The following is a 25,643-nucleotide window of genomic DNA, read 5'->3' on the forward strand; positions in this document are numbered from 1 at the left end:
AGTCCGGCGAGATGTGTTTTCCAACAGGTAGCAGATTCTAAGCGCGCTCGCAGAGCTCCCCGAGGTACCAGGTTCGGTGGGCTTGAGAGCGTTCCCCGCGTTACCGCGACGGTAACACGGCCCATCATCCTGCAGCGGCGGCCACTCTTCCTGGCTCACTGGCTTGTTGGAGGAGTGGTCGTTTCCAGCCCAATCCAAAATCGCATTCCGAATCAACTGCAGCCGCAACTATTCCAGCCTTGCTTACGCGGCGACTTGCAATAACAACCAACCGCTATGTGGCGGGTTGCTATTTCGGTCAGCCGTCTCGCAGGGAATTGCAGTGAGCGATAGGCCGTTGCTAGGAGAACCTGGAGCGGCTCCTGCGGTCCGATCGTGTCGTCATTCCCACCTGGAGCGGGAATGACGAGAGGGCATCAGGAGCGGTTTAGAAACCGAAGGGATTGTCATCGTCTGAGGCCGGGGCCGGCGCTGGATCGGTTCCGAACGGATTGGGCTCGGCTGCTGGAGCCTCAATAGCTGGAGTTTCCGTTGTGGCAGGTCCAAAAGGGCTATCGCCAGCGTCTGCGGGAACGTCACCAAAGGGGTTGTCCGCTGGCGCTGGGGCAGCTGGCTCGCTGGACGCAGGCTCATCTCCAAACGGATTGGAGGTGTCTGCAGCCGGAGCGGCCGGTGCATCCAAGGCGGATGGCTCGCTTGGAGCAGGGGCGTCGGTGGTCGGCAATTCGACAGCCTCTTCCGAACGCATGCCATCACCGGAGAATGGGTCGCTGCTGGCCGCCTCTGCTGGATCAACGGGAGCTACCTCTGTCGGTTGTGGGATCGTCTTGCGACGAATCTCGGCTTGGTGAGCCTGCTCCAGTTGGAAAGCAACGCGCGCCTCGCGACGGTATTGCTCAATGCTGGCTCGTTGACGCCCCTGGACACGTGCCAGGGCCTGGCCGACATTCACGACGCGTTTGCCCTCGGCTTCCATGCGAGCGGCAACTTGGAAGTCTGCCTCGCCGCTGCCATGGGCGAGCATTTCGCGGGCAAGACCCCGGAAGTAGAGAGCCCGAGGATCTTGGGATCCCGAGTCGACTACCTGCGAGAGCATTTGGTCTGCACCTTGGTAATCGCCACAGTTGTAGCGATGAACGCCTTCACCGTATAATTCCGTCATAGCGCCGTCCTGAGCAAGCAAAAAGCTTGAACTTGAAAGAGCCACTAACGCTACAAAGCTAAAAAGCTGCGTGAATCGGGACATGTGCCCGTTCTCCTTATTCCAAATAAATCAGACAAGTCTCGATGGATTTCGAGCGACCTGAGGCCTTGCGACAACCGTTTACGATGGTAGTTGGCGGGGGCGGGGGAAGCAACTATTCTGAATTCCAGAATGGTCGATAACTTGATTTATAGCAGAATTGGCCTGGCCGCCGGGGAAAAGTGCCCCGCTAAATGCCCGGACAGGCACTTCGCAACCGCTAGGAGTAAGGGGACGCAGGCGGCTGAAATGTCGGATGCGCCGGGGCGTAGCCGCCTGTAGGGCACGGCCCGCAAGCCGTTAGATGGGCTGGCACCAGCCGTGTAAGACTCCGGTCGAGTCGCCCACAAACCTCCACCGCAGCGTTCCTGCGAATCTGCGTGTCCAGGGCTATGTGTTGCCCTGGCTTGGGGTTGCTGGGGGCTCTGTCGTCGGGCATGCGGGGGACGCACTGGCCGGTCAGAGGGTTTAGAAGGTGTTGGAGGTGACGACGATTTCGATGCGTCGGTTTTCGGCTCGACCCGCCGGTTGGTTGTTGTCGGCAATGGGGCGGTTAGGACCCTGCGCCGCGACAGAAACTTGTTGGACTGGTACGCCATTGCGACGGACGAGTTGGTCCATGACTACTTGCGCCTGGGCTCCAGACAATTCGTAGGCCGAGGAGAATCCACCAAAGGATTGCGCGTTATCCGTATGCCCCTCAATTACCACGCGCTGCCGACTGAAGCGTTGGAGCAAGGCGGTCGCAATTTGGTCGAGCGTGTTGGAGCTGGCGGGGGTTAATTGTGCGGAGCCGGGCGCAAACATTTGATCTGAGGAGATGCGAATCCGCAGGACATCTCCGTCAGGAATGATCGAAGCGCCTGAGATTTGCAGGCCAGCCGTCGCGTTGGGAAGTGAGCTGTTGGCGGTAAGCCTCGCTCCACCACGCATATTCATCGAATCCTGCAGACCACGAGCTTGCTGCGCAATTTGCTGGCTGGATGCGAGCAGCTGCTTGTTTTGATTTACCGAATCTTGCAGCTGCTGAGCCAGTAAATCGGCTCTTTCCCGAAAGGCTTGCGACTGTTGCTGGGCCTGCGCGAGTTGCGTGGTGAGCTGGCGATTATTGTCGTCCAACTGCTGAACTCGGCGCTGTAGTTCTGCTAGCTGCGGTGCCGTTTGAGGTGGTGCGTAGGTAAGCGGGGGCGAACCATAGGGTGCGGCCGTTGCTGCCCCAGGCTGAGGGTACATGGTATTGGGGGGCCAGCCCCCTGGTGCATAGGGATTGCGATTGCATCCGCTCAGCATTCCAAACACGACCACCACCAACAAAAGATTGCGGAACAATCCCTGGGAGAGCTTGTGAATTGCAGTTTGGAAGGGATGTTCAGCCATCGGACGCTTGAAGCCAAAACCATGCAAGAGCAAAAGAATGGTGTTTAGGGCGCGACATTAACGGGAATGCCACCATGGCGGCAAGGTCAATCTCCAATTCTACGTTTCGCCATGGAGCAATTTGCACTTCACGGTTTTCCCGCACGTGCTGTCAAGCTAGCATTGGCAGCCACCCGAGTAGCCGACTGGCGGCTCCGTGCGCCGATTGAGCGACTGTCGCGGTACTCATCCTCAGCCTCATCCTCAGCCTCAGCCATCCACGGCGTTCGTGATTGATGCTTGGGCGCGATTCAGGCGCGGAAGATACCAATCCCGCCATAAGAAGCAGTTGCCGAGCGATGGATTCACTGACTTCTCAAGCTGGCCGCCGCGATCGCGCCGCGTCTACAGAGACTCTGGAGATGGGCTGCCGTGTGCTGCAGTATGAGTCTGACTCCAAGTGAAAGCCTTCGCCTACCGCCGATAGTCGGGCTGTGGAGTGCGCGCTAGATTTGCGCGCTGATACATCGGAAGGTAGCGATAGTAGACTTCTAGGCATAAGCAGCTCATGGCTGTCGAATAGACGCGGCCGCCGTAGCCTCCCCACATCGAATCTGGATTCCAGCTTCCGGGCTGCAGGTCGTAGGCTGGAAGTTGCGTCTCGAGCAGGCGACTCTTCAAGGCTTGATTCCAGGTGCGCCAGTTCTCATCCTGCAATTGAAACAGAGCCAGAGTGGCGTAGTACCAGAAGTAGACGTTGTCCTGCCCAACGCCCGGACGCTGGCTGAGGATGAGACGTGTGGCTTCCTGCTGAGCAGGCAGCGAGGTTGGGTAGTCAAGCAGGAGTCGGCAGGCGAGTGCTTCGGCCGTCATCGTCTCACTCGGTCGGCCCTCACCAGGTCGGTATCTGGCAAGTCCTCCGGCATTGCCGGCGGCGCACGAGTCGAGGAAGCTGCGCATGCGTTGTTGCACGAGTGGCGGAATGCCGGCCCCCGAACGCTCGACACTTTTCAGGGCCATCGCTTGCCAGCCAAATTGGCTCAGATCGCCAGGGTCCCCCGGGCGGTAACGCCAGCCGCCGCCGCGTGGGTCTTGGGCCTTGATGGAATACTGTGCAGCCTTCATCAATGCCTCTCGCAAGGCGTTGTCGTGAGTCATGACATAGGCTTCGGCCAAGGCCAGGGTCGCGATGCTGTGGCAGTACATCCTCGCATTGAGGATCCCGCGATCGCTTCCTACTTGGTCGGGGCCCGACAAATCACCGGAGGGCATCTGTGCATGCAGGAGGTATTGGAGTCCCTGGAGGACGTTGGTTTGATACTCTCCCTGGCGGTGAGTGTGGCCGGCAGACAGGAAGGCTAGTAATGCAAGGCCGCTGACCCCTGTGTCTGCTTTTTCACCGGTTCCGTATCGCCGTTCGCCCAATGCAAAGGTTTCGGTGCCAGCTCCAAACGCCTTCGCGTTCCATGCTCCGTTGGGGGATTGAGCGCCAGCCAACCATCTCAGCCCCGCATCGACGGCCGCCTCACTATCGGCGTCACTGCCGAAAGGGGCCGAAAGTTGCAGTCGATTGGTGGCTTGGCGGAGCGCATACTCCTGCGGTAGATTGGGATTGGACGGCAGCTGAAGGTCGGGCGGCAATACCGGAGAATGTGAGTTGACAATCGGCTGCATTTGAACTGGGGTGCTGAGAGATGGCTCGCCTGAAGTGGAGACCTGCGAACTGTCCGTTAGCTCTCGCTCCAAAGACTCCGTAGGTGGCGATGCTAGCTCGGGGGGAAGAACGGGCGAGGGGACTTGGTCGGTGTTCTGGACCAAGCTAGGTGCCTGTGCTTGCGCTTCCGTAGGTTGTTCTTCGGAGGCGGGGGCGCCATCGCGCAGAATGTCAGCTAATTCCTCGGGGGGAGGAAGCGTCGGGAGAGGCGTCGGGTCCATGACTGGCAGGAGAGGCGGTGGCGCCAAGTCTGCCAAGCTTTCCAACGCGGTGAGTTCGGCTGGTTGCGGCAGATCCGCCAGATTCGCGGGTGCCTCCCACGGCAGGGGGGATTCTGAGGCGACGGCCGCAGGCGTTTCCTCGGCAGCCAACCGCGCCACCTCTGATGCGGTACTGGTCGAGGGATCGAATTCTTCAAACGAGACAGCCAAACTCTGCTGGCTGCCGCGAGGATCGCCTTGAGGCAGAACGGTCCGATTTCCCAACGCGTACATGAGCAACCAGACATGCGCAAGTACGCTTAACACGACGCATTTGGCCAGGGGCTTGGAATGCCCCCAACGCGTTCTTGAGAGGACCAGCAAGGAGATGGCCAGCATCGCAAAGCCGATGCCAAACACGATGGCCAGCGTACGCCCCGAAGTTGCATAGCACCATAGACGCCACAAGGCATCGTCAATTTGGTAGAACCAGCTCATCGATACTCTGCTTGTGAACGCACGGCAATCGATAGGTCGGCGACGCCCGCACGATTCACTGCTCCATAAACCGCGGCCACGAATTGATGCTCGGCTTTGCCATCAGCCCTCACTACGACCCGTAGGTCTGGATACCGAGCCCGCATTGCTTCGAGTTTTCGAGTCAGCTCCTGGGGTGTGATGTTTTGACCGTCAAGCAGCACGGCTCCCTCGGCAGTGACCACCACTTCGCGACGATCGGGCGGAGCAATCATGGTTTTCAGTTGCCCGGCACCGGGTAGTTTGAGGCCGATTTGCTGCTCGGATTGGCTGAACTGCGTCCCCACCATGAAGAAGATGATCAGGAGGAAGACCACGTCGATCATTGGAGTGAGATTGACTGCCGGCAGTTCGTCCGAGCGGCTGGTTTTTAAAGGCATTGGCAACCGCTCCTATGCGGAATGTTTAAGACCATGGACTGCTAGGCGGCGCGTCGTGAACGACCGCGTCCACGACCGCTAGTTTCTTGGAGAGCCTCGGCACTGATAAGTTCTGCCACACTCTGTGCATGGGAATCCATCTCTAAAATGAGTTGGTCGGTTCGCCCGACGAAGTAGGCGTAGGCCGCATAGGCTGGAATGGCGACGCACAGGCCGGCTGCAGTGGTCAGTAGGGCGGCGCCAATGCCCCCAGCCAGCAGTTCGGGGCGTCCCATGGCATCGGCCTTGGCGATCGTGTTGAAGGCGTCGATCATCCCCAGAACCGTACCGAGTAATCCGAGCAGTGGAGTCAGGTTGCTGATCGAATTGAAGAGTCGCAGGTATTTCTTTAATTGACTGGTGACGCGCTCGCCGGCATCCAGGATGGCTTGCTCGACTTCAACCACTGGACGCCCCCACTTTTTGAGCGCCGAGGTGAAGAGCTCTGCCATCGGACTGCCGTTCTCCTCGCACAACGCAATGGCTTCATCGCGGTCCAATTGCTGTTGTTCGAGTTGTTCAATCACCCCGCGTACGAAAGGTTTCGGGATTACACGTCCGCGCCGCAAAAAGGTTGCTCGTTCGAAGACAAAGACGAGCAGAACGAAAGAGCTGAAAATAATCGGTAACATCAAAATCCCGCCCTCACGGATGATGCCGATGATGTTCCCCATTTGAATGGCACTCTCGCTGGGCTGCTCCGACGCTGCGGGTTGTAGACTGCTGGGGTCGCCTGGCAGGGGAGTCGTCGTTGGGCTCACGGTATTATTGCTGTTGCCCACGTTGAACTGGGGAGCCGCGGCAATTCTCGCGGAAGGCTGTTGTTGAGCCGCCATGGAGCTAGCGGTTGGGGACCCAAATCCCTGGGAATTGTAGTTTACCGGCGGCGGGGCGTAGCCCTGGGCGAACGCGGAATGCATCGACCCGAGCATGTACATCAGGACCAAGAAGCATGGGAGACCAATCCCCCAGCAGCTGCCAATGGGATAGGACACCATGTTCTGCGGTGAGTTCCTACGAGCCATGGCGGAGCGAACTGAAGCAAAGATGCCAGTAAGCAAGGGAGTCATCCCAGTGATACAGAAGGTCGGTTGATATCGGCTCATCGCAGGTTGCAGTCGGGTGTGCGGGGGCGAAGGGATTGTGTGGTTTGGGAGTTGTAAATGTGGTGAGAGGACAAGGTGAATCCGAGTGTCCAATTCAAAGTCACCGGATGGAGTGTCGTTCGAATTCATCTCACAGGGGCTCCCAGTGCTTCGCTCAGTGTCGCAATGCGACCTAGAGCTTCTTGTGCATTCTGCGGAGAAATTTGCGACTCGACAGCTTTGCGGTAGTTGTCAAGCGCTGCCTGTGGTTGGCCAAGCGATTCCTGACATTTAGCCATTTGGAGTCTCGCTCGTACTTGCCAATCAGGGAAGTCCACGCGCTCCGCGGCGCGTTGATAGTAGGTGATGGCCGTTGCGTAGTCATGTTGCATGAAACGAATCTCCCCCAACAGCCATTCGGCCTTGGGCAACGCCTCGTGGCCCTCCGCGTGAGGCGACTGGAGCACGGTGTGAAGCACGGCCGATGCCGATTCAAAATCGACTACCGCAATGGCGCATCGTGCCTGCAGCAGCGCGTATTCGTTGCGCTGAGGGAATTCTGGGTAGTCGTCCATTGCTTGCAGAAGCACCTGGGATGCAGCGTGATACCGTTTGTGGCGACAGAGATGCTCCGCCGAACGCAGGGCTAGCGTAGGCGCCCAGGCGGGGACTCGCTCCTGGGCATCGATAAACCGTTCGAGCCAGGCCAATTGTTCTTCCAGCAAGGAAGTGTTGTGGCCGCGTTGGGCTGCCTCCAATATCAGAAATCGCACTGCTACCTGACGTTCACTCGGTAAGTCCGCAAGTTGGAATTGCTGCAACCGATCGAGGGCCCCATCTGCATCATTTTGAGCGAGGCAGTTCTGCACTTGCAGGAGCGGTAAGCGATAGGCCAAATCGTCCTTAAGCTTAAGCTGACGTGGCTCCGTCGACTCTTCGCATGCTCTCTGCAGCCAGTCCTCGGCAGCTTGGTAATTGCGCAGTTTTTCCTGTGTCCGAGCCAGTGTTACGGCTACCTCGAGTCGCAATTTGCTCCGCAGCGTTTCGGCCGTTTCAGCAGGGTCTGGTGTGAGGCGAGTGTGCAGTCGCGCCAGCGGCTCCAGGACCACTTGCGTCTGGGGAAGCTCCACCAGACCACGGGCAAAAACATCTAGGAATTGAGACCGGGTACTAGGAGCAAGGCGGTCAAGCGTGGTGGACGACTCCACGCGAGGTGCCCAGTTTGCCAGCAACTCGAGTGCGACTCGTGGTTGCTGCCGCAGCAGATGCAGCTCTGCTAGATGGACCACCGCCACTTCGCTTAATGGTGACTTGGGGAAGCTCGTAATGAGGGTATCGAGAGCTACGAAAGCTCCATCGACATCATCGGCAGTCAAGGCCGCAGAGGCTTGCCGGTAAAGCTCACAGACGGGAGCCTGAGTCGCATCCGGTGCGGTGTTGGGTAAGACAATGCCCGCGAAGAGCAGAGCGCAATAGATCGCAACCACCGATCGGCCTCCCTGCTTACGGTGAAATGGATTGAATTGACGAGCGCGGTATCCTACCGCTATATGAACTATCGACTTTTAGCGGGCTGGCTTCTGAGAAACAAGATAAACTGCGGGTTACACGGGTTTAAGGTGGAAGTCGCGAGAGAACGGCCCCCCCAGGATGAGCGGAGCCGAGCGTGTTTCTTAAGCGACTTAGCCCCAAAGGGTGGTGCGGGTCGTCTTTGGCGGGGGCCTGCAGTGTTGGCATTCGAGTATTGGGCGTTTGCATACAGGCGTTTTGCATACAGGCGTTTGCATACTGGTCGTTTGAGTGCTGGTCGAGGAAACTTTCACACGGCGCAGCACTCCGCAGCCCAGTTGCTAGCTTGGAGCGGTGAGCCCGCAAGCTTCCTCGGCCCGTGCTAGGACGGCTGCAGCCTGAACTCGCGCCCGCTTAGCACCTTCTCGAAGAATATCGGCGACTGTGTCGGGACGCTGTTCAAGCTCGCGTCGCTTCTCACGTGCAGGCGCGAAGAATTTTTCGGCAGCGTCAGCTAGGGCTTTTTTGACTTGTCCATAGCCAAATCCGCCGCGTCGATAGAGATCCGCCATTTCCTGCAATTCTTCAGGGGACGCCATTAGTTTCAACAGCTGATACAAATGATCGGTTTCGGGATCCTTGGCGTCCTCCATCGGACGACTATCGGTTTGGATCCGCATGATCTTCTTGCGTGCTGCTTTCTCCTCTTCAAAGAGACTGATGATATTGTCATAGCTCTTCGACATCTTCTCGCCATCGGTGCCCGGTACCTTAGCGGAATCGGCCATCAAACGCGCTTCTGGCAGGACGAATACCTCGCTAAACTTGTGATTGAAACTTTTCGCAAGATCCCGGCACACCTCAATGTGCTGCACCTGATCCTGCCCGACGGGGACCCAATTCGCGTCGTACGCCAAAATGTCGGCCGCCATGAGGACTGGGTAGGTGAACAGACCTGCGTCTGCTGCAATGCCACGCTCCTTCTTCTCTTTGAACGAAACGCATCGTTCCAGCAAGCCCATGGGAGTGCTGGTCATTAGGATCCAGGTTAATTGGGAGACCTCAGGGACATCCGATTGCACGTAGAGCGTTGCCTTGTTCGGATCGAGTCCGAGCGCCAGCAGGTCCAGCGCAGCATCATGCGTCAGGCTACGCAGAAGTGCTGCGTCCCGAATGGTGGTTAACGCATGCAGGTTAGCAATGAAGTAGTAGCTGTCATGCTCGTTTTGCAAGTCAATGTACTGGCGAATGGCACCGAAGTAGTTGCCCCAGTGGAATCGACCGGTTGGCTGGATGCCCGATAAAACTCTCATGTCGCGCTATTGCTTATAGGAAATTGGTGAATACGGATTACGAAGGAATTATGCGGCGGGTGGCTACTGGGGAGTCGGCCGCGTTGCCAGCTTGAGGAGGTTCAATCGCTTAGGGGTTGACCAGAGTGCCAACCGCCTCACGAACATTCTTGGCATGAATCTCTTGCAATGCGAGGGGCACTGCATCCACCAGGCGTTCACTCACGGTTGGGTCGTAGTAGTTGGCGGTTCCAATCTGCACGCAACTGGCGCCGGCGGCGAAGAACTCCATCACGTCGTCAATCGTGGCGATGCCTCCAATGCCTACAATGGGAATGTCAACCGAACTGGCTACTTGGTAAACACAACGCAAGGCGACCGGTTTAATGGCTGGACCGCTGAGGCCTCCTAAGACATTGCCTAGCATCGGTTTGGCTTTACGCCAATCGATCGCCATTCCCAAGAGGGTATTGATGCAGCTGACCGCGTCGGCACCGCCGTCACGGGCGGCTTGCGCAATCGTCGCAATACTGGTCACATTGGGCGTCAGCTTGGCCAGCAGTGGTAAATTGCATACCGAGCGAACCCCCTCGATGACTTGACGGCAGAGCGTCGGGTCGGTGCCAAAATCAACACCGCCACTTACATTGGGGCAGGAAATGTTGAGCTCTAAGGCGGTAGCGCCTCCGGCTTGTTCAATCCTCTGTGCCAGCTCTTGAAACTCCGCCATGCTCTTGCCAGCGATGCTGACGATGATCGCGGTATCCAGCGTTCTGAGGTAGTTGAGGTGACCGTCAATGAAGGCATCAATTCCATCGTTGTCGAGTCCAATGGAATTCAACAAGCCGGCGGTTGTTTCTACGGTTCGCCAGGGAGCATTTCCAGGTCGAGGCTGTAGCGTGATCGTCTTAGGCAGAATGCCTCCCAGGCGGTCAAGTCGGACGAGTTTCTCCATTTCTCGGGCGTATCCGAATGTGCCCGAGGCGACCAGGATGGGATTGCGAAGTTGGAGTCGCCCTAGTTGGACTGACAAATCGGGAGAAGGGAGAGCTTGAGGCACTGGGAAGCGATCGGTGGAGATGCAGGAAGGGACTGGAAGAGGCACTTCAGGTTACTAAGTATTAAGATTTCGTCCGAATCAGCAACTGGGTAGCTTTGAGGATGGCGGCTGCCACCACTTGTTTGCTGCCAGTAACATGAGCCAGTGTTGTACCGTCCGAGGCCAGGATTTCGACGTCGTTGGTCAGTGAATTGATCGCTGCCGGCCCGTTGGAGACCATCATGTCGCAGCATTTACGCTGCATTTTCACGATAGCCCGAAAACGCCGGTCCTCGGTTTCCAACGCAAAACCAACCACCCACTGATGTTTTTTCTTGGTGGCGGCGGCAGTTGCAACGATATCGGCCGTTTCGATCAGCTCCAATTCTAGGGGCTGGCCATCTTTCGCAAGCTTTTCAGTACTAATGCGATGCGGCATGTAATCGCAAGGTGCTGCGGCGCCGATGAGTCCGTCGCAGGCTGGGAACAACTCCAGCACGGCATTGAGCATTTCGTCCGTGGTGTCGACCGCGATGACCGTCGCGGCTGCCGGATAATCGATGGAGACTGGGCCCGTCACGACTGTAACGTCGTGCCCGGCTTCTAGGGCCGCCTCAGCCAGGGCCTGCCCCATGCGTCCGCTACTGGCGTTCGTCAGGTAACGGACGGGGTCCAAATACTGCCGGGTTGGACCGGAGGTGATTAAGATATTGGCCATGATTCGCCCACTAATTGGCTACGAACCACGCCTTGTGTTCGGAAGCTAGCCCAATAGAGATCTGGTTTTCAATGCATGCATTCAATGGCATGTGGAATGCCTCACATTGTACTCAGGATAGCCAAGGGATGAAGATGGCTACCCTGGACGCGATCAGGGATTGGTTGGGGAGGCCTGTTTCGCGTAAACACCTGCAATCTTGGACTGCGCGTAAAGGGGCTACTTCGAGCCACCGGAAAGGCCCGACAAGACACCCCCTACGGCTCCACCAAGGCCACTTCCGAGGCCACTTCCGAGGCCTGCCGTGCCTCCACTGAGCCCACCGCCCAGACCGCCACCCAGACCGCCGCCCAGTCCGCCACCCAGTCCGCCACCCAGTCCGCCACCCAACCCGCCACCCAACCCGCCACCCAACCCGCCACCCAACCCGCCGCTCAACCCGCCGCTGAGTCCACCACTGAGGCCGGAGGTGACTCCCCCTAGGCCGCCACTGAGTCCGCCTGTCACTCCCGACAATCCTCCCCCTACATTGGAGAGGCCGGAGCCAAGGGGTAAGGTGCTAGACAGTGTTGATCCCAGTTGAGAAACGCCACCTTCAACCTTGCTGATCAATCGCTGTGGCTGCTGCCCACCTGCTCCTACACCGGATAGTCCGATATTGGAAAGGGCGTTTTGGCTCAGGAGTTGTTCGCTTACTTGTCCTGGCGTTGCATGATTCAGGGTGCTCGTTGCCCGTCCCTTCAGACCGGTGCCGTTACCTGCGGTTTGAAGCAGTGCATGCGCCTGTTCAACAACGGTGTGTGACAATAAAGCCGTTTGGACAACTGCATTGCCTGCCGGGCTGTTGATAAGCTGCATCGCGGTTAGCAGGTCATGGGGAGGCCGCTGCGAAGGGTTCTGCTCGCAGAACTGAGCCCAGCCCGCCAGGCGTTGTACAAAGTTTGTTCCTAGGCTTTGGTGGATTTTCTGATACTGCCCCAACAGTGTCCTGCCGGCGGTTTCTGTCAAACACCATTGTTGGAGGCCTAGGCTTTTTCCGGTCGAGCCATAATAGTCTCCGAAGAAGAACTGGTTGCTGTTCTGATCGACAAAGAGGTGCAACAGTATGTTTTGGATTTGCAATGGCTCAAAGGTTTGGAGATGCAGTGGCTGCAGTTGGCTCATCTCTGATTGGGGGAAACGGACCGGGGCAAACAGGATGCCACGCCCTTCGAGCATGTGATCCACGTAGCTTGGAATTTCAATCGTTTTTCCCAAGCTGCGAAAACTGGTTGCAGGGATTAGGATCTCTCTCTTGGAGCTCTGTACTACGCTGCGAACCTGCCCTGTTGGTTTCCAGTAACCTGGCGTTCTTGCAAATTGGTCGCCTACTGCAATCCACTCGGGGGCTTTCCAGCTCATGCCTTCGGGAGCTTTCCGCAGTACACCGGTGATCCAGGTGAAATCATTCTGCGCGTGGTCATAGTCCCAATAGCCAGAGACAAACGTGTGGCCTGCAATCTTGGCTGGAAAATTTTCCAATACTTTGGCAGGCGGGTTAAGTGGTGCGAAGGTGTCTTGCATCGCCTCTGCCGTCATTGGTCTTGCGAAGGCTTCGTGGACTGCTCCACGTAGTTGCGGGGAGACATTGATCGACAACAGACTCGAGGCGTTGGAGTCGACCAGGTTGCCAGAGTTCTGTGAGGAGGCGTTGATATTTGCGATTCGACCGGTGGGTTGATTGTTTCCCGATCCGCTGAGTCCACCGTTCACTGCGACCAGCGGATTGATGTCGGTGTCGCTTCGATTCGCGGAGTCTTGACCGCCAAGGTTGACGTTGGCGATTCGGCCGGTGGGTTGATTGTTTCCCGATCCGCTGAGTCCACCGTTCACCGCGACCAGCGGATTGATGTCGGTGTCGCTTCGATTCGCGGAGTCTTGACCGCCAAGATTGACGTTGGCGATTCGACCGGTGGGTTGATTATTTCCGGACCCGCTGAGTCCACCGTTCACCACGACCAGCGGATTGATGTCGGTGTCGCTTCGATTCGCGGATTCTTGACCGCCAAGATTGACGTTGGCGATTTGGCCGGTGGGTTGATTGTTTCCGGACCCGCTGAGTCCACCGTTCATCGCGATCAGCGGATTGATGTCGGTATCGCTTCGATTCGCGGATTCTTGACCGCCTAGATTGACGTTGGCGACTTGGCCGGTGGGTTGATTGTTTCCGGACCCGCTGAGTCCACCGTTCACCGCGATCAGCGGATTGATGTCGGTGTCACTTCGATTCGCGGAGTCTTGACCGCCAAGATTGACGTTGGCGATTTGACCGGTGGGTTGATTGTTTCCCGATCCGCTGAGTCCACCGTTTACCGCGACCAGCGGATTGATGTCGGTGTCGCTTCGATTCGCGGATTCTTGACCGCCAAGATTGACGTTGGCGATTTGACCGGTGGGTTGATTGTTTCCCGATCCGCTGAGTCCACCGTTCACTGCGACCAGCGGATTGATGTCGGTGTCGCTTCGATTCGCGGAGTCTTGACCGCCAAGATTGACGTTGGCGACTTGGCCGGTGGGTTGATTGTTTCCCGACCCGCTGAGTCCACCGTTCACCGCGATCAGCGGATTGATGTCGGTGTCACTTCGATTCGCGGATTCTTGACCGCCAAGATTGACGTTGGCGATTTGGCCGGTGGGTTGATTGTTTCCCGATCCGCTAAGTCCACCGTTCACCGCGACCAGCGGATTGGTCGATTGAGTATATCGATTGGTCGATGCCTGGAGTCTGGTACCAACGCCTGTGATGTCTTGGACCATTTGGCGAGGCTGAAAGGTATTCGAACTAACGAGAGGAGGAGTTCCTTCCATTGCAGCTTGCGTATACCGGTTGACAATACCGGTTGGCTGCGAAGTGGAGCGGACGCTTAGAGACGCTGAGGTAGAAGGGCTTGTTTCGGTGTTTGTAGAGGGAGGAGGTGTGTTGTTCGAGGTGCCGGCGCTGGCTGCTGAGGGAGATGTACCTTGATCCGAGACAGTGGAAGCTATTGGCGAGGAGCCCGGAGGGGTACTGCTACTACCGTCGTCATTGGAGGGTTGGAGCGTCTGTGTCGTTCCTCCGCTGTTGCGTTGTGCTAAGGGAGCTCCGGTAAAGGAGTTTGCCGTCGCGGGTGGGGCTACCGTTGTTTGCTGCTGCCGTTCGCTGGGGCCATTCGTTGAAGGGGGGCTGCTTGGCGGAATCGATGCAGGCGGATTTGAGCTCACCTCCTCTTCGCTAGGTTGAGCAAACGATGGTTGTGACCTCACGTTTTGTCCTGGCTCCACTCTGTCATCGGAGGTTTCGCTGAGGCTAGCCGACCGTGTGCTGGCGCCTGGGGAGAGATCCGCCGACTGGCCGTCGGTGGTCGTTCCGCTACTGGCCGCTTCGGCGGGTTGGTCTGCCTGATCGGTTGAGATCGAGGGGCGAGACTGTCGGGTGCTTGCGTTGCTGGGAGGATTGGTATTCTCAAGATTGCCTAATGAAGCCGTCTCCCCCTGCGCCGATCTGGACGTTGGGGGAGCACTGGAGCCATTGGTTTGAACGCTGGGGGGGAGAGTTTGGCTACTCTGCGAAGCTGGCTCCTGAGTCCTTGAGCTCTCGGTGGTCGCTCCTCGTGTCGTTCTCGTTTGGGCGGAGTTCTGCAATTGCGACTCGTCGGCCCGCTCAGCGGTTGAAGAGGGCTGAGTTTGTGCCGGTTGAGCGGTCGAGTTGTTCGCGGTCGAACTCTTTCGGTCTGCCGTTGTTTCAACTCTAGTCGTATTGTCGACCGATGCTCCGTTGCCCCCGCTGCTGCCAAGTTCTGGTTCGGAGTTGCCTGCGGTCCCAGAAGGCTGGGGCGTCGCATCGGTGCTACCAAGATCACTACCACTGGAGCCCTTGCTCGTTGCTGCTTGGCTGGCGCTTTTCTCGGTATGCGCCAATTTCTCGCGGACTTGTTTTTCGATGGCATCGGTGGTCCAGCCTTGGACGCGCGTGGTTATTTCCCCCTTGGCATCGATCGCCTCCCAGACTTGGACTTTTCCACCAGCGGGAATTGCCTTCAAGTCGTCAATTTCGCTCAATGGACGGCCATTAATGAGGAGTTCGGCAGTCTCAACCACCTCAAAAGAGCGAACACCGGCGACAGGTTGGAGTGGGGCTCCAACTTGCGTGGCTATCACTTGTTCTAGCAGTACGGTTTCATTGGCGTAGGAAACGAGCCGTCCCTCGTAGAGTGTTTCCCCTGGCGACAGTGGCGGGTCGAGCTGTGGAGGCTGCGCGAGCGCTCCGTGTTCCGCCAGAAAAATGATCCCTACAAGTACGAAGCTACTCCACCATCCAATTCGAATATTCATTGCCCTGCCCCAAGATGAGGGCTGACTGAGCAGACTTGCCCCAGTCTCGCTCCGATAAGTCAACCCAACCGTTACAAGGCTATGTCGCAACTGCCTTGTGAGGGTGTTGGATTTCTGTTTTTGGTGGTTTCAGGGGGGGAGAGGAACCGATTTCAACAGCAGAACTGCTGCATGCCGTAAAACTGATGCAGGCCGCCCCATACAGTTCCCCATTAGTTTTCTCCAGAATTTGCAGTGGGGTATGGTTCGCAATGCGCACCTCTGTATCGATTGTATTGATTGTTCTGTGCGGTGGGGTTACCCAGTCCAGTCTGGCCCAGGTTCAGCAAGCTGAGTTTGGAATTCCAGCGGCAGCTACCTTCCTAGTCGCCGGGACGCCTCTCCCGCCACCTCTGGCAGGTGTGCCACGCAGTGACGGGATTAGTACGGGGGAATCGCAATATGACAATGTCATGCAAGAGTTCGAGCGTGCGGGGATTAGCCGGCCGCTGTTTGAGCCTACGCAACCCTCCACACAGCTGTACCGTTCACTCGATGAACTGACAAACTCGAGGTACGCCGAATCGGATGCTCCGGCCTACATTCCCCTTCCGCCAGGGCAAGTGCCACAACGAGCTGGTCCTCCGCTTTCGCAACTGGAGCAATTGGAGAATCAAGCGGTCCAGGCACTAAAAGCTAAGGACTACCGGAAGGCCGAGCAGCATTTGTTAGAGATGTTGCAGCTAGAATCCAATCACCGCGGTGCGACGATTGCCTTGGCCTCGCTTTACGTTGAACAGAAGCAAGTCCGTGAAGCGGCTTTGTTCCTGGGGCAACGGTTAGTTTATTTTGATGGTGATGCACAGGTCGTCATGTTGTATGGCAAGGTCTTGCTTGAATTGGAAGAACCCCAGCGAGCCATCTTAGCGTTCCAACATGCACTACGCAGGGATTCCGGATTGGCTGATGGCCACCTGATGTTGGGCATCGCCTACCTGCGGAATCAGCAGCCGCTCACGGCTCGGGGCGTACTGCAAAACGGTGCCAATTCTTCGACTGAAATGTTTTGGCAACAGCGGCTGGCGTACGCCACCGCCTGGGCTCAACTGGGGCAACTCAGCGCAGCGGATGGGATTTTCTTAGGGGTACACCAGTCTGCTGCATCGGATGAGATGCGTGAATCGGCTTGGGAGAGCCATCGCGAGCTCCAGCAAGCGTTGACCGATCCGACTCGGCTGTACGGACTTTTTAAAGTGGTTCAGCGCTATGACGACAATACCGGTATCGTACCGACGACGAACATTATTGGTGTTTCCACTTTAAATGTAGAGTCGTTTGGGGCGCTCGAGACGGCCAACGTCAACTACGATTTATGGCGTAGTTATCAATCGACCGTAACGGCAGGCTACAACGGACTCTTCACGCAAAACTATCTCGGCCTTGCTTCGGATTTTAACGTGAGTGACCAATCGGGCTTTCTCTCATTCCGCCGCCGCAGTCTGACTCCCTACACTCATCTGCCCTGCACCCTAGCCTACTTTGTCGATGCTGGTGGCATATTCGCGGGTGGGGTGAACTTCCTGCAACGCTTCGGTAGCAGTACGAGCATCGCAGTTCAAGACAGTGACGACACCTCGATCACTGGGCAGTTTCGCTATTCACGAGTCGACTTCGTCAATCAATTGCCCGGGGTGGATGGTTCATCTGTCGATCCCGATTCCTCGAACTATGAAGCTTCCTTCATTCGGCAGTGGTCTCGCGTTGATGCGGGCCAGGTTTGGCAGTTGGGCTACGGTTACAATCGAAATGTGGCGCAGGGTAGCGATTTCGACTATCGCGGTCATCGGGCGATCGTGGGGGGATCGCAGCAGTTCGAAGACGAGTCGTTTGCATTCCTGAGTTTGCAGTACAATTTCCGCAACTACGACAATCCTCAGACGAGCACTGGAAGCTTTCGGCAGGACCGAGAGTTGCTTGTCAGCGTCAGCTATCTTCGGCCGGCCTTTCAAACGGAAAAGCTCTATTGGGTCGCCGAATACGCATACGACTTAAATGAATCCGATATTGAATCGAGCAGCTACGATCGGGACATCTTTGGTCTAGGCCTGCAGTGGAACTTTGGCGGACTGCCCTGAGGCTCGCGCGGCGGTTGAGCACTAGGGGAGGCGTCACTGCGCAAGGAGAGGCGTTGCGGCGGCGAGAATGGCTTCGGGCTCGGCCAGTCGACCGGCTCCCAGCTTACGGCAGCTCAGCCAGCCGGAGTTAGGGCCGACAAAGTGCACGCCATCACTGGTCAGCTGGGCCACATTGCGGCGGACGGCGGGTTGCTCCCACATGGGGCTGCTCATGGCGGGAGCCATCAACACGGGGCAGGTCCGTGCGAGAAAGAGAGTGGCCAACAGGTCATCGGCCAACCCCAACGCGCAGCTCGCAAGAATGCGGGCCGTTGCAGGCGCCACGATGAACAAATCGGCCGTCTCGGCCAATTCGATATGTGGTCCCAGCGGAAAGCGTGGGTCGTAGGTATCGCTTACCGGAGGGTGTCCACAAAGTGCCGAAAATGTAGCCGGGCCGACAAAGTGAGCTGCACCGGCTGTCAACACGACATCCACGGTGTGCCCACTTTGGACGAGGCGGCTGACCAGCACCGCAGCCTTGTAGGCCGCGATGCCACCACCCACTCCGACGACAATGCGGCGGTTGGTCATAGCTCGAGGCTATCCATGTCCAAGAGGTCCCCTTCGTCATGCAGGTCGGCGACCGCCAATTCGCCAGCAGCGCTGAGGTAGATCTTGTCTTGCAGGATCTCCTGAAGCACCACTTCCATCTTGTTTTCAGAAGGATTGTCGACGAGTGGCCGACTGCCTCGGTTGATCTGCACCAAACGCTTTTGAATCAACGTCGACAACTTGAAGCGTCCACCGACCTTATTGACGATTTCTTCTTCTTTTAGTTCTTCAAGCATCTATTTACTCCGAGGGAGATTGGTTGTGTAAGGTCTGACAGATCTCGGTCACCGATTGTTCAACGCTGTGATTGACAATCTCGTATTTGTACTTGGGCAAAGCGGCTAACTCCTCTGTGGCGACCTCCAGTCGCCGGCAGATGGCGGATTCGTCATCGGTCCCACGTCGACGGAGCCTTTCCGCCAGGGCTTCCATCGATCCAGGATGGATGAAAAAACTGAGCGCTTCAGGGCGTTGCTCCATCACGCTCAAAGCACCTTGAACATCGATCTCCAAGATCATCCATTTTCCACTCGCCAGGGCGGCATCCACTGGTCGGGCTAACGTTCCGTACCAGTCCCCCCGGCCAAACACCTCTTTGCATTCCAGGAATTGTCCAGCTTCACGCATGCGGTGGAATTCCGCATGGGCTACAAAATGGTAGTCACGCCCGTCCGTTTCGCCAACTCGCGGCGAGCGCGTCGTGGCCGAGATGCTCATTTCTAAGGGCAGCTTGCAGCGGCTCAGGAGCTCGCGAACCACGGTGCTTTTTCCAGCTCCCGAAGGCCCTGATACGATAATTAGATGCCCTGCTTTAGCCACTGGGCTACTCCACGTTCTGCACCAATTCGCGCATTTGTTCAATCGTTGTCTTCATGTCGACGACTCGCTGCGCCACATCAGCGTCGTTGGCTTTGGAGCCAATCGTATTGGTCTCTCGAAAAAGTTCTTGAATAAGGAAGTCTAGCTTACGTCCCGGGCTTTCAGCGGCACCCAGCAATTGTTCAAACTGGGAAAAGTGGCTGCGGAGGCGCACAATCTCTTCACGAATATCAGCTTTGTCTGCCATCAACAGCACTTCGCGTACTACATCGCCTTCCGGCAGGTGCCCATCGATTTCCGCCAGAGCGGCCGTTAATTTCGTGGTCAAACGCGTGCGATACTCTGCCACTACTTGAGGGGCTCGCTCTTCGATGAGGTTGACGATCGCACGCAAATTCTCCAGTTGCCGTGAGAGCTCCACGCCCATCGACTCCCCCTCGGCGAGCCGCATGGCATTGAGGGAATCTAGTGCTTGTTGGACCGCTGCCAAGGTGGCCCGGGCCAATTCTTCGGAGGGAGCTTTGCGTTCGCCCTGGCCGCGTGGATCGATCACGGTCCCAGGCAACGCCAGTAGATCTCCCCAGGTGACCGTCTGAGCAATGTTCAAACGTTGGCCGATTTCCTGGCACTGGTTCCAATAGCCCTCGATCACGGAAGCCTGTAAGCGATAGTCGCTCTGCAATGCACCGCCAGTGGCCTGCACATTCAGCTGCAGAGAACCGCGCCGCAACGCACCACGCACTACCGCTTCGATTTGGGGCTCGAGAACTCCCAGCCCATCACTCGTGCGTAGGCTGAGCTTCAAATGGCGGTTGTTGACCGCGCGGACTTCTACGGCAATATCGGTCGAGCCGCATTGGATGCGCCCCTGTCCTTGTCCTGTCATGCTGAGTAGCAAAGTCGTATCGCCGAAAAAAATCAAGAATGCGCGAAAGGAAAGCCCGAAATCGTGCTGGCAGACCGCCAGTCGTCAGCCACTAGGGCTGGGCAGGTGTTTCTGGGGCCGCTTCGCCGTCGGCTGGCTGCGATTCGGAGGTGGTGCTCGCTGCAGGGGCCGCCGTTTCAACTTCGGGAGTTTCCGCTGCAGGTGGTGGCGTACTTCCCGACACTGGAGGAGGCTCAGTTGCACCTCCGGCAGCAGGAGGTGTGCTGCCTAAGTCGGAGCTGTTGATGACTTCGGAATCGTTCAATCCGGTGCTCGGTAGCGCACGATCCTTCAGGAAGTAAACGGCTCCAACGCAGAGCGAAATCCAAACAACGGCTACGCCAATCGTGATGCGTGTGAACAAGTCACCCGCCTTGGTACCAAAAGCGCTTTGGCCCCCTGGGCCACCCAAGGCGCCGGTCAGTCCACCGCCACGACCGCGTTGAACAAGCACTAGCATGACCAAGAAAAGCGAAGATACGAAGATCGTAATACCAAAAAAGTACTGTGCCAGTGCTGCAAGGAGCATGTCCGTTATTCCTAAAGTGAACTTGGGTCGATTGAGCTGTTTGAAGTGGGCTCTGCGCGGTGAAGCGTAGAATTAGGTTGCAGCCTTGACGATGGCGGCAAAGCTCTCTGCCTTTAATGCGGCACCGCCAACCAAAGCACCGTCGATATTGGGTTGGCTGAGCAATTCGGCAGCGTTATCCGGTTTGACACTGCCACCGTATTGAATTCGCAGGGTTTCTCCGACGGAACTTCCGAAGAGTTCGTTCAGGAGAGTGCGAATCTGGGCGTGAACCGCTTCGGCTTGGGCGGGCGAAGCGGTTTTGCCGGTACCAATAGCCCACACCGGCTCATAGGCGATGACCAGCGTGCTGGCTTGTTCGGCGGTTAGACCGGCCAACGAGCCGCGAATTTGGGTGGCGATGACCTGTTCGGTCGTCCCACCTTCGCGTTCTTCGAGGGTTTCGCCCACGCACACGATGGGAATCAGCTGGTGGCTGATGGCAGCTAGGAGCTTGGTATTGACGCAGGCATCGGTTTCGCCGAACAGCTGGCGTCGCTCACTGTGACCGAGAATTACGCAGCGGCAGCCCAGGTCTGTCAGCATGGCTCCGCTGGTTTCACCGGTGAAAGCCCCCTCGGCAGCATGGTGCATGTTCTGGGCCCCAAGCATTAGGTGGCTGCCCCGCAGTGCGGCGCCCACATCATGCAGGTAAACCGCTGGAGGGCAGACGGCCACGTCAACTTGGTCACCAGTCGGCAATAAATCCAGCAAACCATGAACCAAGGCGATACTTGTGTCTCGCGACAGGTTCATCTTCCAATTGCCAGCAATAAAGGGCTTTCTCAAAACATGGCTCCAGGTTGGCGGCGGTCGAGCCGCGGAGTTCCTAAAATGTAGAAAACCTCGTAGTGTACTGACCACACCAAAAAACGTCGAGGCGTTTTGGGGAGGTGGAATGCCAATGTCCGGGTAAAGTTCAACTCCCTAGCCACTGGGGGCTGCCTGTGAGCTGAAATGGGGTGGTTCTACCGGCCTTTGCCGCAAGAATCGGACCTTTAGGAATTAACTTAGCGACCCAAAGAACCTATTTTCTCAGAATTCGTTGACAGTCGAAATCGCCAGCAACTATATTGCTACTTGCGGTGAAAGGCGTTGGAGCGTCGAAATGAGCGTGTCCCGACGTTTTTCGGGGACCGATCGAAACTTCAAGATCTGATCCGGCTGGCAATACCCCGATTCCTAAATCGATGTCCAATGCCAGGCACCACTATTCCATCCACCTTTTCTATACTGCCAAGGCTCTCGACTGCCTCCACCGGTCGCTGGGCGTGCTTGATTTGAGGTAATGTCGCATGACACTGCTGGGAAAAGTTTTCACTGCCATCATCGCCGTTTTGAGCGTCATCTTCTTTGCGCTGGCGGTCGCCGTGAATGCATCGCACCTGAATCAGAAAGAGATTGCAGATGCTGCGAACAAGCGAGCCACCACCGCTCAAAACAAAAATACGCAGTTGGCCGCTCTACTAGATGAAACCAAGTCGCTACTGGCGATTGAGCAGATGGCGCGTCGTTCAGCTTTGGCGGCCTTGCAAACTCAATTGGAGCAAGCCAAGACAGAGCTAGAAATGCAGGCGACTAGCTATGCCGATTTGCTGGCTGCTCACACCGAGTTGGTGCAAACCGAGAAGACAACGCAGCTAGAGCTCAAATCCAAGACCGATGACAACGAGTTGTTGCGAAAGCAGAATGTCGATGAGACACAGAACAAGAATCAACTGTTCGACCGACTTGTCTCCACCAAGGATCAGTACAATCGCTTGCAAGGCAACTATGAAACGCTGCTTGCACGACGCGATCAACTGCTCAACGACTTCACCGCAGCCAAGGAAAACCTGGATATCCTAGGAATCAAACCCGATACGCTGCTCGATGGACCACCAGCGGTCAACGGCCAAGTTCTGGCGGTGGATACCAGCGGAATGGTTGAGGTTTCCCTGGGACGCGACGATGGCATGCGTGAAGGGTTTACCCTCGACGTGCATCGCGGTGGCCAGTACCTGGGCAAGTTGAAGGTGCGAACCGTGCGCGACAACAAGTCGGTCGCAGAAATCCTGACTGGCTACCAACGCGGCTATATTCGCGAAGGGGATCGAGTCGATTCCAAGCTGTACTAAGCCGCAACTGTTGTTCCAGCAACAGTTCACAGTGGACTCCATTCGTTTTGCCAGCATCCTATCGAGCCAGATCATATGAGTACCGGAAACCAACCCAAGCATGTTTACAACGTCTACACGGTGATGTTGATTGCCTCAGCTCTCTTCATGCTGGTGGCCTGTGTGATGATGGGCATGGAGTGGGCGCGAAGCTAAAGCTTGCCCGCCAACCTCATTCGCAAACCACGCTAGGCCGTGGTTGAGCGGGTGGCATAGACCATGCTCAAGCGATCAATTTGGTCCTGCGGTTTGCCCGTGGAGGTCCTAAAGCCGTGGCTCTCCAGCAGGTCCGTGACCGCGGTACCCCCCGCTGGCCCGTCGTGAACTTCGACCACAACTTGCTGGATGATCGGCCAATCCGACTCTCGCAAGCCAGCCAGAATGCTTTGTTCAGCTCCCTCGGTGTCGATCTTCAGCAGATCAATTCTCTCGACTCCGTACTCGTCGATGATGTTCGCCAATGTCTGCAATTGGCATTCAATCAGCTCGCTGCGCTGATAGTAGCGGCGAATCGATTCTGTGATGGGGAACCATATCCAGCCAGGAGTCGAACGCACGGCTCTTTTCAGCACAGCTCGACACTGGCTGATCTCTTCCAGGATGAATTCTCGCGACTCTCGGTGGAATTCGCGCGCATCGCGCGGATGCATGGTTGAGTTGACGCTGGAAAGCGGGAAGTAGGTGAAGCGGGCCACACCCACTTGTGACGAAAGTCCGCAGTTGAAGAGCTGAGTGGTTAGATGGTTGTGATGTTGAGAGTTTTGCTTCAGGAGACCGAATGTATCGGGCAAGGGCTCAAAGCAAAATACTCGGGCATCGCCCAAGCACTCATTCAGCATCAATAGGAAGCAACCAATGTTGGCTCCCACATCGAAGATGCAATCGCCGTTGTTCAATACAATGCCATGCTCGGCGTATAACTTCCGCTGGAAGATCTCGTCGTCCAGCAGTTTGGCGTTGGCGGTCGAATCACAGACAATCTGCTTTCCGTTGGCAAGTCGGTAAGTGCGCGGTGTCGGTGAAGCCATGGTTGTGGGGTTTTAGCGAGAGGAAAGGAAGTTCGTGTAGCTGGAATTGAACGTCGCGCGAGGCTAGGATGGTTCCTTTGAACTATCCAGTGATGAGGAAATCTAGCGTGACAACCGCAACTCCCAAGCATCGTGAGGGGCAGCCAATATGGCTTGAAGCCTTTGCCGTGACAGGCGTGCAACGCCGTCTGTTGAAGTCCATTTTGGTTGGACTATTCTATCTAGTTTGTGCGAGCTATGGTCCCGCAGTCGCTAATGCGCAAGCGGCAGAGAACCGACCCAACGTGATCGTCATTCTGACCGATGATCAAGGTTGGGGAGATTTGAGTTTCCACGGGAACACCAATCTTTCGACACCCAATATCGACCACTTGGCCCAGCAGGGAAGCCGTTTCGATCGCTTCTACGTTTGCCCCGTTTGCTCGCCCACCCGCGCAGAATTTCTTACCGGTCGCTACCATCCACGCGGCGGCGTCCATGATACCTCTAAAGGTGGCGAGCGTTTGGACCTCGACGAACGCACGCTGGCGCAGCATTTTCAAGCAGCTGGCTACCGGACGGCCGCTTTTGGAAAATGGCACAACGGAATGCAGTATCCCTACCACCCTCGTGGTCGTGGGTTCGATGAATTTTACGGCTACTGCTCGGGACACTGGGGCAACTATTTTTCTCCCATGCTGGAGCACAACGGGGAGCTGGTACGTGGCGAAGGTTACATCGTGGATGATTTTACCGATCACGCGATCGACTTCATCGAGCAGTCGGCCGACCAGCCCTTCTTCCTCTATCTCCCCATGCCCACGCCCCATTCGCCCATGCAAGTTCCCGATGCGTTTTGGGAGTCGCACCAGGACCAGACGCTCGAGCGGAAAGGGGCAGAGAAAGACGCCAATGACCTCAATTTTACGCGGGCCGCGTTGGCCATGGTCGAGTGCATTGACTTGAATGTCGGACGGTTGCTGGACAGAGTCGATCAACTGAAAATCGCGGACAATACGATCGTTGTCTTCTTTTGTGACAATGGGCCGAATAATTATCGCTGGAATGGCGGAATGCGTGGACGCAAGGGCTCCACGGATGAAGGCGGTGTCCGATCCCCCATGTTCATTCGCTGGCCCGAAAAAATTCCTGCAGGAAAGGAAATCCGACAGATCGCCGGTGCCATTGACCTGCTCCCTACACTTACCGACCTCGCTGAAGTGCCTGTTCAAGGTGGCCACCCGCTCGATGGCGTCAGCCTGAAAGAGAGCCTTTTGCGGGAAGAGGCAGTGCCAGACGATCGGCTCATCTTTTCCCATTGGAATCGACGCGTTAGCGTGCGGACGCAACAGTATCGGCTTGACCATCAGGGAAGGCTCTACGACATGCACTCCGACCCCGAGCAAACGGTGGATGTCGCGACGGAGCATCCTGAATTGACCGAGCGATTGAAGAATGAAGTCAAGCAATGGTCGGGAGAGCTATTGCCAGGCCTGAAAGATGATACCCGGCCCTTCCCCATCGGGCATCCCGATTTCCCCGTCACGCAATTGCCCGCTCGGGATGGGCAGCCCCATGGCAATGTGATGCGTTCGGCCCGTGCACCCAACTGCTCCTATTTTACGAATTGGAACGCGCCCGAGGATTCGATGACTTGGTCGGTGGATGTGCTGAAGGGTGGGCGTTTCGAAGTCGAGATGTACTATGCCTGTCCCCCGGCCGATGTGGGGGCTGAAATTCAACTCTGCCTGGGCGATGTGTGCATCACCAAGCAAGTAGACGAAGCCAATGATCCACCTGCGACCGGCCTTGAAAATGACCGGGCCGATCGTGGATCGGAATCCTTCGTCAAGGAATTTAAGCCGCTGAATCTGGGAGTCCTGGAAATCCCCGCCGGAACCGGTGAGCTCACACTCTCCGCATCGCACGGTGGAGCCAAGACCAATTTGGAGATGCGGTTGTTCATGTTCCGGCGTGTTGCTGAGTAGGCTGGTCCCG

Annotated in this window: 20 protein-coding genes; 3 read left to right on the forward strand and 17 right to left on the reverse strand. The window is 56.9% G+C overall.

What is annotated here, in order from left to right; translation table 11 throughout:
- Positions 1 to 427: 427 nt before the first annotated feature.
- The 10 genes from Q31a_RS04310 to Q31a_RS04355 form a co-directional block, all read right to left on the reverse strand.
- The gene (locus Q31a_RS04310; RefSeq protein ID WP_145074509.1) at positions 428 to 1,162 is read right to left on the reverse strand and encodes a tetratricopeptide repeat protein; all 735 of its coding nucleotides are present in this window, start codon (positions 1,160 to 1,162) and stop codon (positions 428 to 430) included.
- A gap of 549 nt (positions 1,163 to 1,711) precedes the next feature.
- Entirely contained in the window at positions 1,712 to 2,620 is a 909-nt protein-coding gene (locus tag Q31a_RS04315) for an OmpA family protein (protein ID WP_145074512.1), read from the reverse strand.
- A gap of 453 nt (positions 2,621 to 3,073) precedes the next feature.
- Complete coding sequence (locus Q31a_RS04320; protein WP_145074515.1) at positions 3,074 to 5,011, reverse strand: prenyltransferase/squalene oxidase repeat-containing protein; 1,938 nt, start codon at positions 5,009 to 5,011, stop codon at positions 3,074 to 3,076.
- A complete protein-coding gene (locus tag Q31a_RS04325; RefSeq protein WP_145074518.1) occupies positions 5,008 to 5,430 on the reverse strand; it encodes an ExbD/TolR family protein in 423 nt (140 codons plus the stop codon). The genes Q31a_RS04320 and Q31a_RS04325 overlap by 4 nt, the downstream gene beginning before the upstream one ends.
- 41 nt (positions 5,431 to 5,471) lie before the next feature.
- The gene (locus Q31a_RS04330) at positions 5,472 to 6,704 is read right to left on the reverse strand and encodes a MotA/TolQ/ExbB proton channel family protein (protein WP_231691062.1); all 1,233 of its coding nucleotides are present in this window, start codon (positions 6,702 to 6,704) and stop codon (positions 5,472 to 5,474) included.
- Positions 6,701 to 8,041 carry a tetratricopeptide repeat protein gene (locus Q31a_RS04335; protein ID WP_145074521.1) on the reverse strand — a complete coding sequence of 447 codons (1,341 nt, stop codon included), beginning with the start codon at positions 8,039 to 8,041 and terminating at the stop codon, positions 6,701 to 6,703. Before Q31a_RS04335 ends, Q31a_RS04330 begins: the two co-directional genes overlap by 4 nt.
- Positions 8,042 to 8,404: 363 nt before the next feature.
- The gene (trpS, locus tag Q31a_RS04340) at positions 8,405 to 9,376 is read right to left on the reverse strand and encodes a tryptophan--tRNA ligase (RefSeq protein WP_145074524.1); all 972 of its coding nucleotides are present in this window, start codon (positions 9,374 to 9,376) and stop codon (positions 8,405 to 8,407) included.
- A 109-nt stretch (positions 9,377 to 9,485) separates the two neighbouring features.
- On the reverse strand, positions 9,486 to 10,415 hold the full coding sequence (locus Q31a_RS04345; protein WP_145086834.1) for a dihydroorotate dehydrogenase: 930 nt from the start codon (positions 10,413 to 10,415) through the stop codon (positions 9,486 to 9,488).
- Between the two features lie 61 nt (positions 10,416 to 10,476).
- Positions 10,477 to 11,112, reverse strand: a complete 636-nt coding sequence (locus Q31a_RS04350) for a phosphopantothenoylcysteine decarboxylase domain-containing protein (RefSeq protein ID WP_145074527.1) — start codon at positions 11,110 to 11,112, stop codon at positions 10,477 to 10,479.
- 219 nt (positions 11,113 to 11,331) lie between these two features.
- The gene (locus Q31a_RS04355) at positions 11,332 to 15,462 is read right to left on the reverse strand and encodes a beta strand repeat-containing protein (RefSeq protein ID WP_145074530.1); all 4,131 of its coding nucleotides are present in this window, start codon (positions 15,460 to 15,462) and stop codon (positions 11,332 to 11,334) included.
- A gap of 251 nt (positions 15,463 to 15,713) precedes the next feature.
- Between Q31a_RS04355 and Q31a_RS04360 the strand changes: the two genes are divergently transcribed.
- Positions 15,714 to 17,576 (forward strand): surface lipoprotein assembly modifier, encoded by a 1,863-nt coding sequence (locus Q31a_RS04360; protein WP_197356191.1) that lies wholly within the window; start codon positions 15,714 to 15,716, stop codon positions 17,574 to 17,576.
- 33 nt (positions 17,577 to 17,609) lie between these two features.
- Here Q31a_RS04360 and Q31a_RS04365 read toward each other — a convergent pair whose 3' ends face one another.
- The 6 genes from Q31a_RS04365 to tpiA form a co-directional block, all read right to left on the reverse strand.
- Positions 17,610 to 18,149, reverse strand: coding sequence for a flavoprotein (locus tag Q31a_RS04365; RefSeq protein WP_145074535.1), 540 nt, complete (start codon positions 18,147 to 18,149; stop codon positions 17,610 to 17,612).
- Positions 18,146 to 18,406 (reverse strand): DNA-directed RNA polymerase subunit omega, encoded by a 261-nt coding sequence (locus tag Q31a_RS04370; RefSeq protein ID WP_145074538.1) that lies wholly within the window; start codon positions 18,404 to 18,406, stop codon positions 18,146 to 18,148. Before Q31a_RS04370 ends, Q31a_RS04365 begins: the two co-directional genes overlap by 4 nt.
- 4 nt (positions 18,407 to 18,410) lie before the next feature.
- Positions 18,411 to 18,989, reverse strand: a complete 579-nt coding sequence (gene gmk, locus Q31a_RS04375; RefSeq protein WP_145074541.1) for a guanylate kinase — start codon at positions 18,987 to 18,989, stop codon at positions 18,411 to 18,413.
- Between the two features lie 4 nt (positions 18,990 to 18,993).
- Entirely contained in the window at positions 18,994 to 19,875 is an 882-nt protein-coding gene (locus tag Q31a_RS04380; protein ID WP_145074544.1) for a YicC/YloC family endoribonuclease, read from the reverse strand.
- A gap of 91 nt (positions 19,876 to 19,966) precedes the next feature.
- Positions 19,967 to 20,443 (reverse strand): preprotein translocase subunit SecG, encoded by a 477-nt coding sequence (secG, locus tag Q31a_RS04385; protein ID WP_145074547.1) that lies wholly within the window; start codon positions 20,441 to 20,443, stop codon positions 19,967 to 19,969.
- A 72-nt stretch (positions 20,444 to 20,515) separates the two neighbouring features.
- Positions 20,516 to 21,271 carry a triose-phosphate isomerase gene (gene tpiA / locus Q31a_RS04390; RefSeq protein WP_145074550.1) on the reverse strand — a complete coding sequence of 252 codons (756 nt, stop codon included), beginning with the start codon at positions 21,269 to 21,271 and terminating at the stop codon, positions 20,516 to 20,518.
- A gap of 506 nt (positions 21,272 to 21,777) precedes the next feature.
- On the opposite strand from tpiA, the gene Q31a_RS04395 reads away from it, so the two are divergent.
- Positions 21,778 to 22,599, forward strand: coding sequence for a hypothetical protein (locus Q31a_RS04395; protein WP_145074554.1), 822 nt, complete (start codon positions 21,778 to 21,780; stop codon positions 22,597 to 22,599).
- A 227-nt stretch (positions 22,600 to 22,826) separates the two neighbouring features.
- On the opposite strand, the gene Q31a_RS04400 is transcribed toward Q31a_RS04395, so the two are convergent.
- The gene (locus Q31a_RS04400) at positions 22,827 to 23,666 is read right to left on the reverse strand and encodes an FkbM family methyltransferase (protein WP_145074557.1); all 840 of its coding nucleotides are present in this window, start codon (positions 23,664 to 23,666) and stop codon (positions 22,827 to 22,829) included.
- Positions 23,667 to 23,773: 107 nt separating this feature from the next.
- Here Q31a_RS04400 and Q31a_RS04405 point away from each other — a divergent pair, with 107 nt between their 5' ends.
- Positions 23,774 to 25,633, forward strand: a complete 1,860-nt coding sequence (locus Q31a_RS04405) for an arylsulfatase (RefSeq protein WP_197356192.1) — start codon at positions 23,774 to 23,776, stop codon at positions 25,631 to 25,633.
- Positions 25,634 to 25,643: the final 10 nt, after the last annotated feature.

The sequence above is a fragment of the Aureliella helgolandensis genome, from assembly GCF_007752135.1.
In the GTDB taxonomy this organism is placed as follows: Bacteria; Planctomycetota; Planctomycetia; order Pirellulales; family Pirellulaceae; genus Aureliella; species Aureliella helgolandensis.

Bases quoted from the DNA above. Each gene is read 5' to 3' on its own strand.
- Q31a_RS04360 (WP_197356191.1), top strand. From the start codon at position 15,714: ATGCGCACCTCTGTATCGATTGTATTGATTGTTCTGTGCGGTGGGGTT.
- Q31a_RS04380 (WP_145074544.1), bottom strand. From the start codon at position 19,875: ATGACAGGACAAGGACAGGGGCGCATCCAATGCGGCTCGACCGATATT.
- Q31a_RS04310 (WP_145074509.1), bottom strand. From the start codon at position 1,162: ATGACGGAATTATACGGTGAAGGCGTTCATCGCTACAACTGTGGCGAT.
- trpS (WP_145074524.1), bottom strand. From the start codon at position 9,376: ATGAGAGTTTTATCGGGCATCCAGCCAACCGGTCGATTCCACTGGGGC.
- Q31a_RS04365 (WP_145074535.1), bottom strand. From the start codon at position 18,149: ATGACCAACCGCCGCATTGTCGTCGGAGTGGGTGGTGGCATCGCGGCC.
- Q31a_RS04320 (WP_145074515.1), bottom strand. From the start codon at position 5,011: ATGAGCTGGTTCTACCAAATTGACGATGCCTTGTGGCGTCTATGGTGC.
- Q31a_RS04325 (WP_145074518.1), bottom strand. From the start codon at position 5,430: ATGCCTTTAAAAACCAGCCGCTCGGACGAACTGCCGGCAGTCAATCTC.
- Q31a_RS04350 (WP_145074527.1), bottom strand. From the start codon at position 11,112: ATGGCCAATATCTTAATCACCTCCGGTCCAACCCGGCAGTATTTGGAC.
- Q31a_RS04330 (WP_231691062.1), bottom strand. From the start codon at position 6,704: ATGAATTCGAACGACACTCCATCCGGTGACTTTGAATTGGACACTCGG.
- Q31a_RS04315 (WP_145074512.1), bottom strand. From the start codon at position 2,620: ATGGCTGAACATCCCTTCCAAACTGCAATTCACAAGCTCTCCCAGGGA.
- Q31a_RS04400 (WP_145074557.1), bottom strand. From the start codon at position 23,666: ATGGCTTCACCGACACCGCGCACTTACCGACTTGCCAACGGAAAGCAG.
- secG (WP_145074547.1), bottom strand. From the start codon at position 20,443: ATGCTCCTTGCAGCACTGGCACAGTACTTTTTTGGTATTACGATCTTC.
- Q31a_RS04395 (WP_145074554.1), top strand. From the start codon at position 21,778: ATGACACTGCTGGGAAAAGTTTTCACTGCCATCATCGCCGTTTTGAGC.
- Q31a_RS04355 (WP_145074530.1), bottom strand. From the start codon at position 15,462: ATGAATATTCGAATTGGATGGTGGAGTAGCTTCGTACTTGTAGGGATC.
- Q31a_RS04370 (WP_145074538.1), bottom strand. From the start codon at position 18,406: ATGCTTGAAGAACTAAAAGAAGAAGAAATCGTCAATAAGGTCGGTGGA.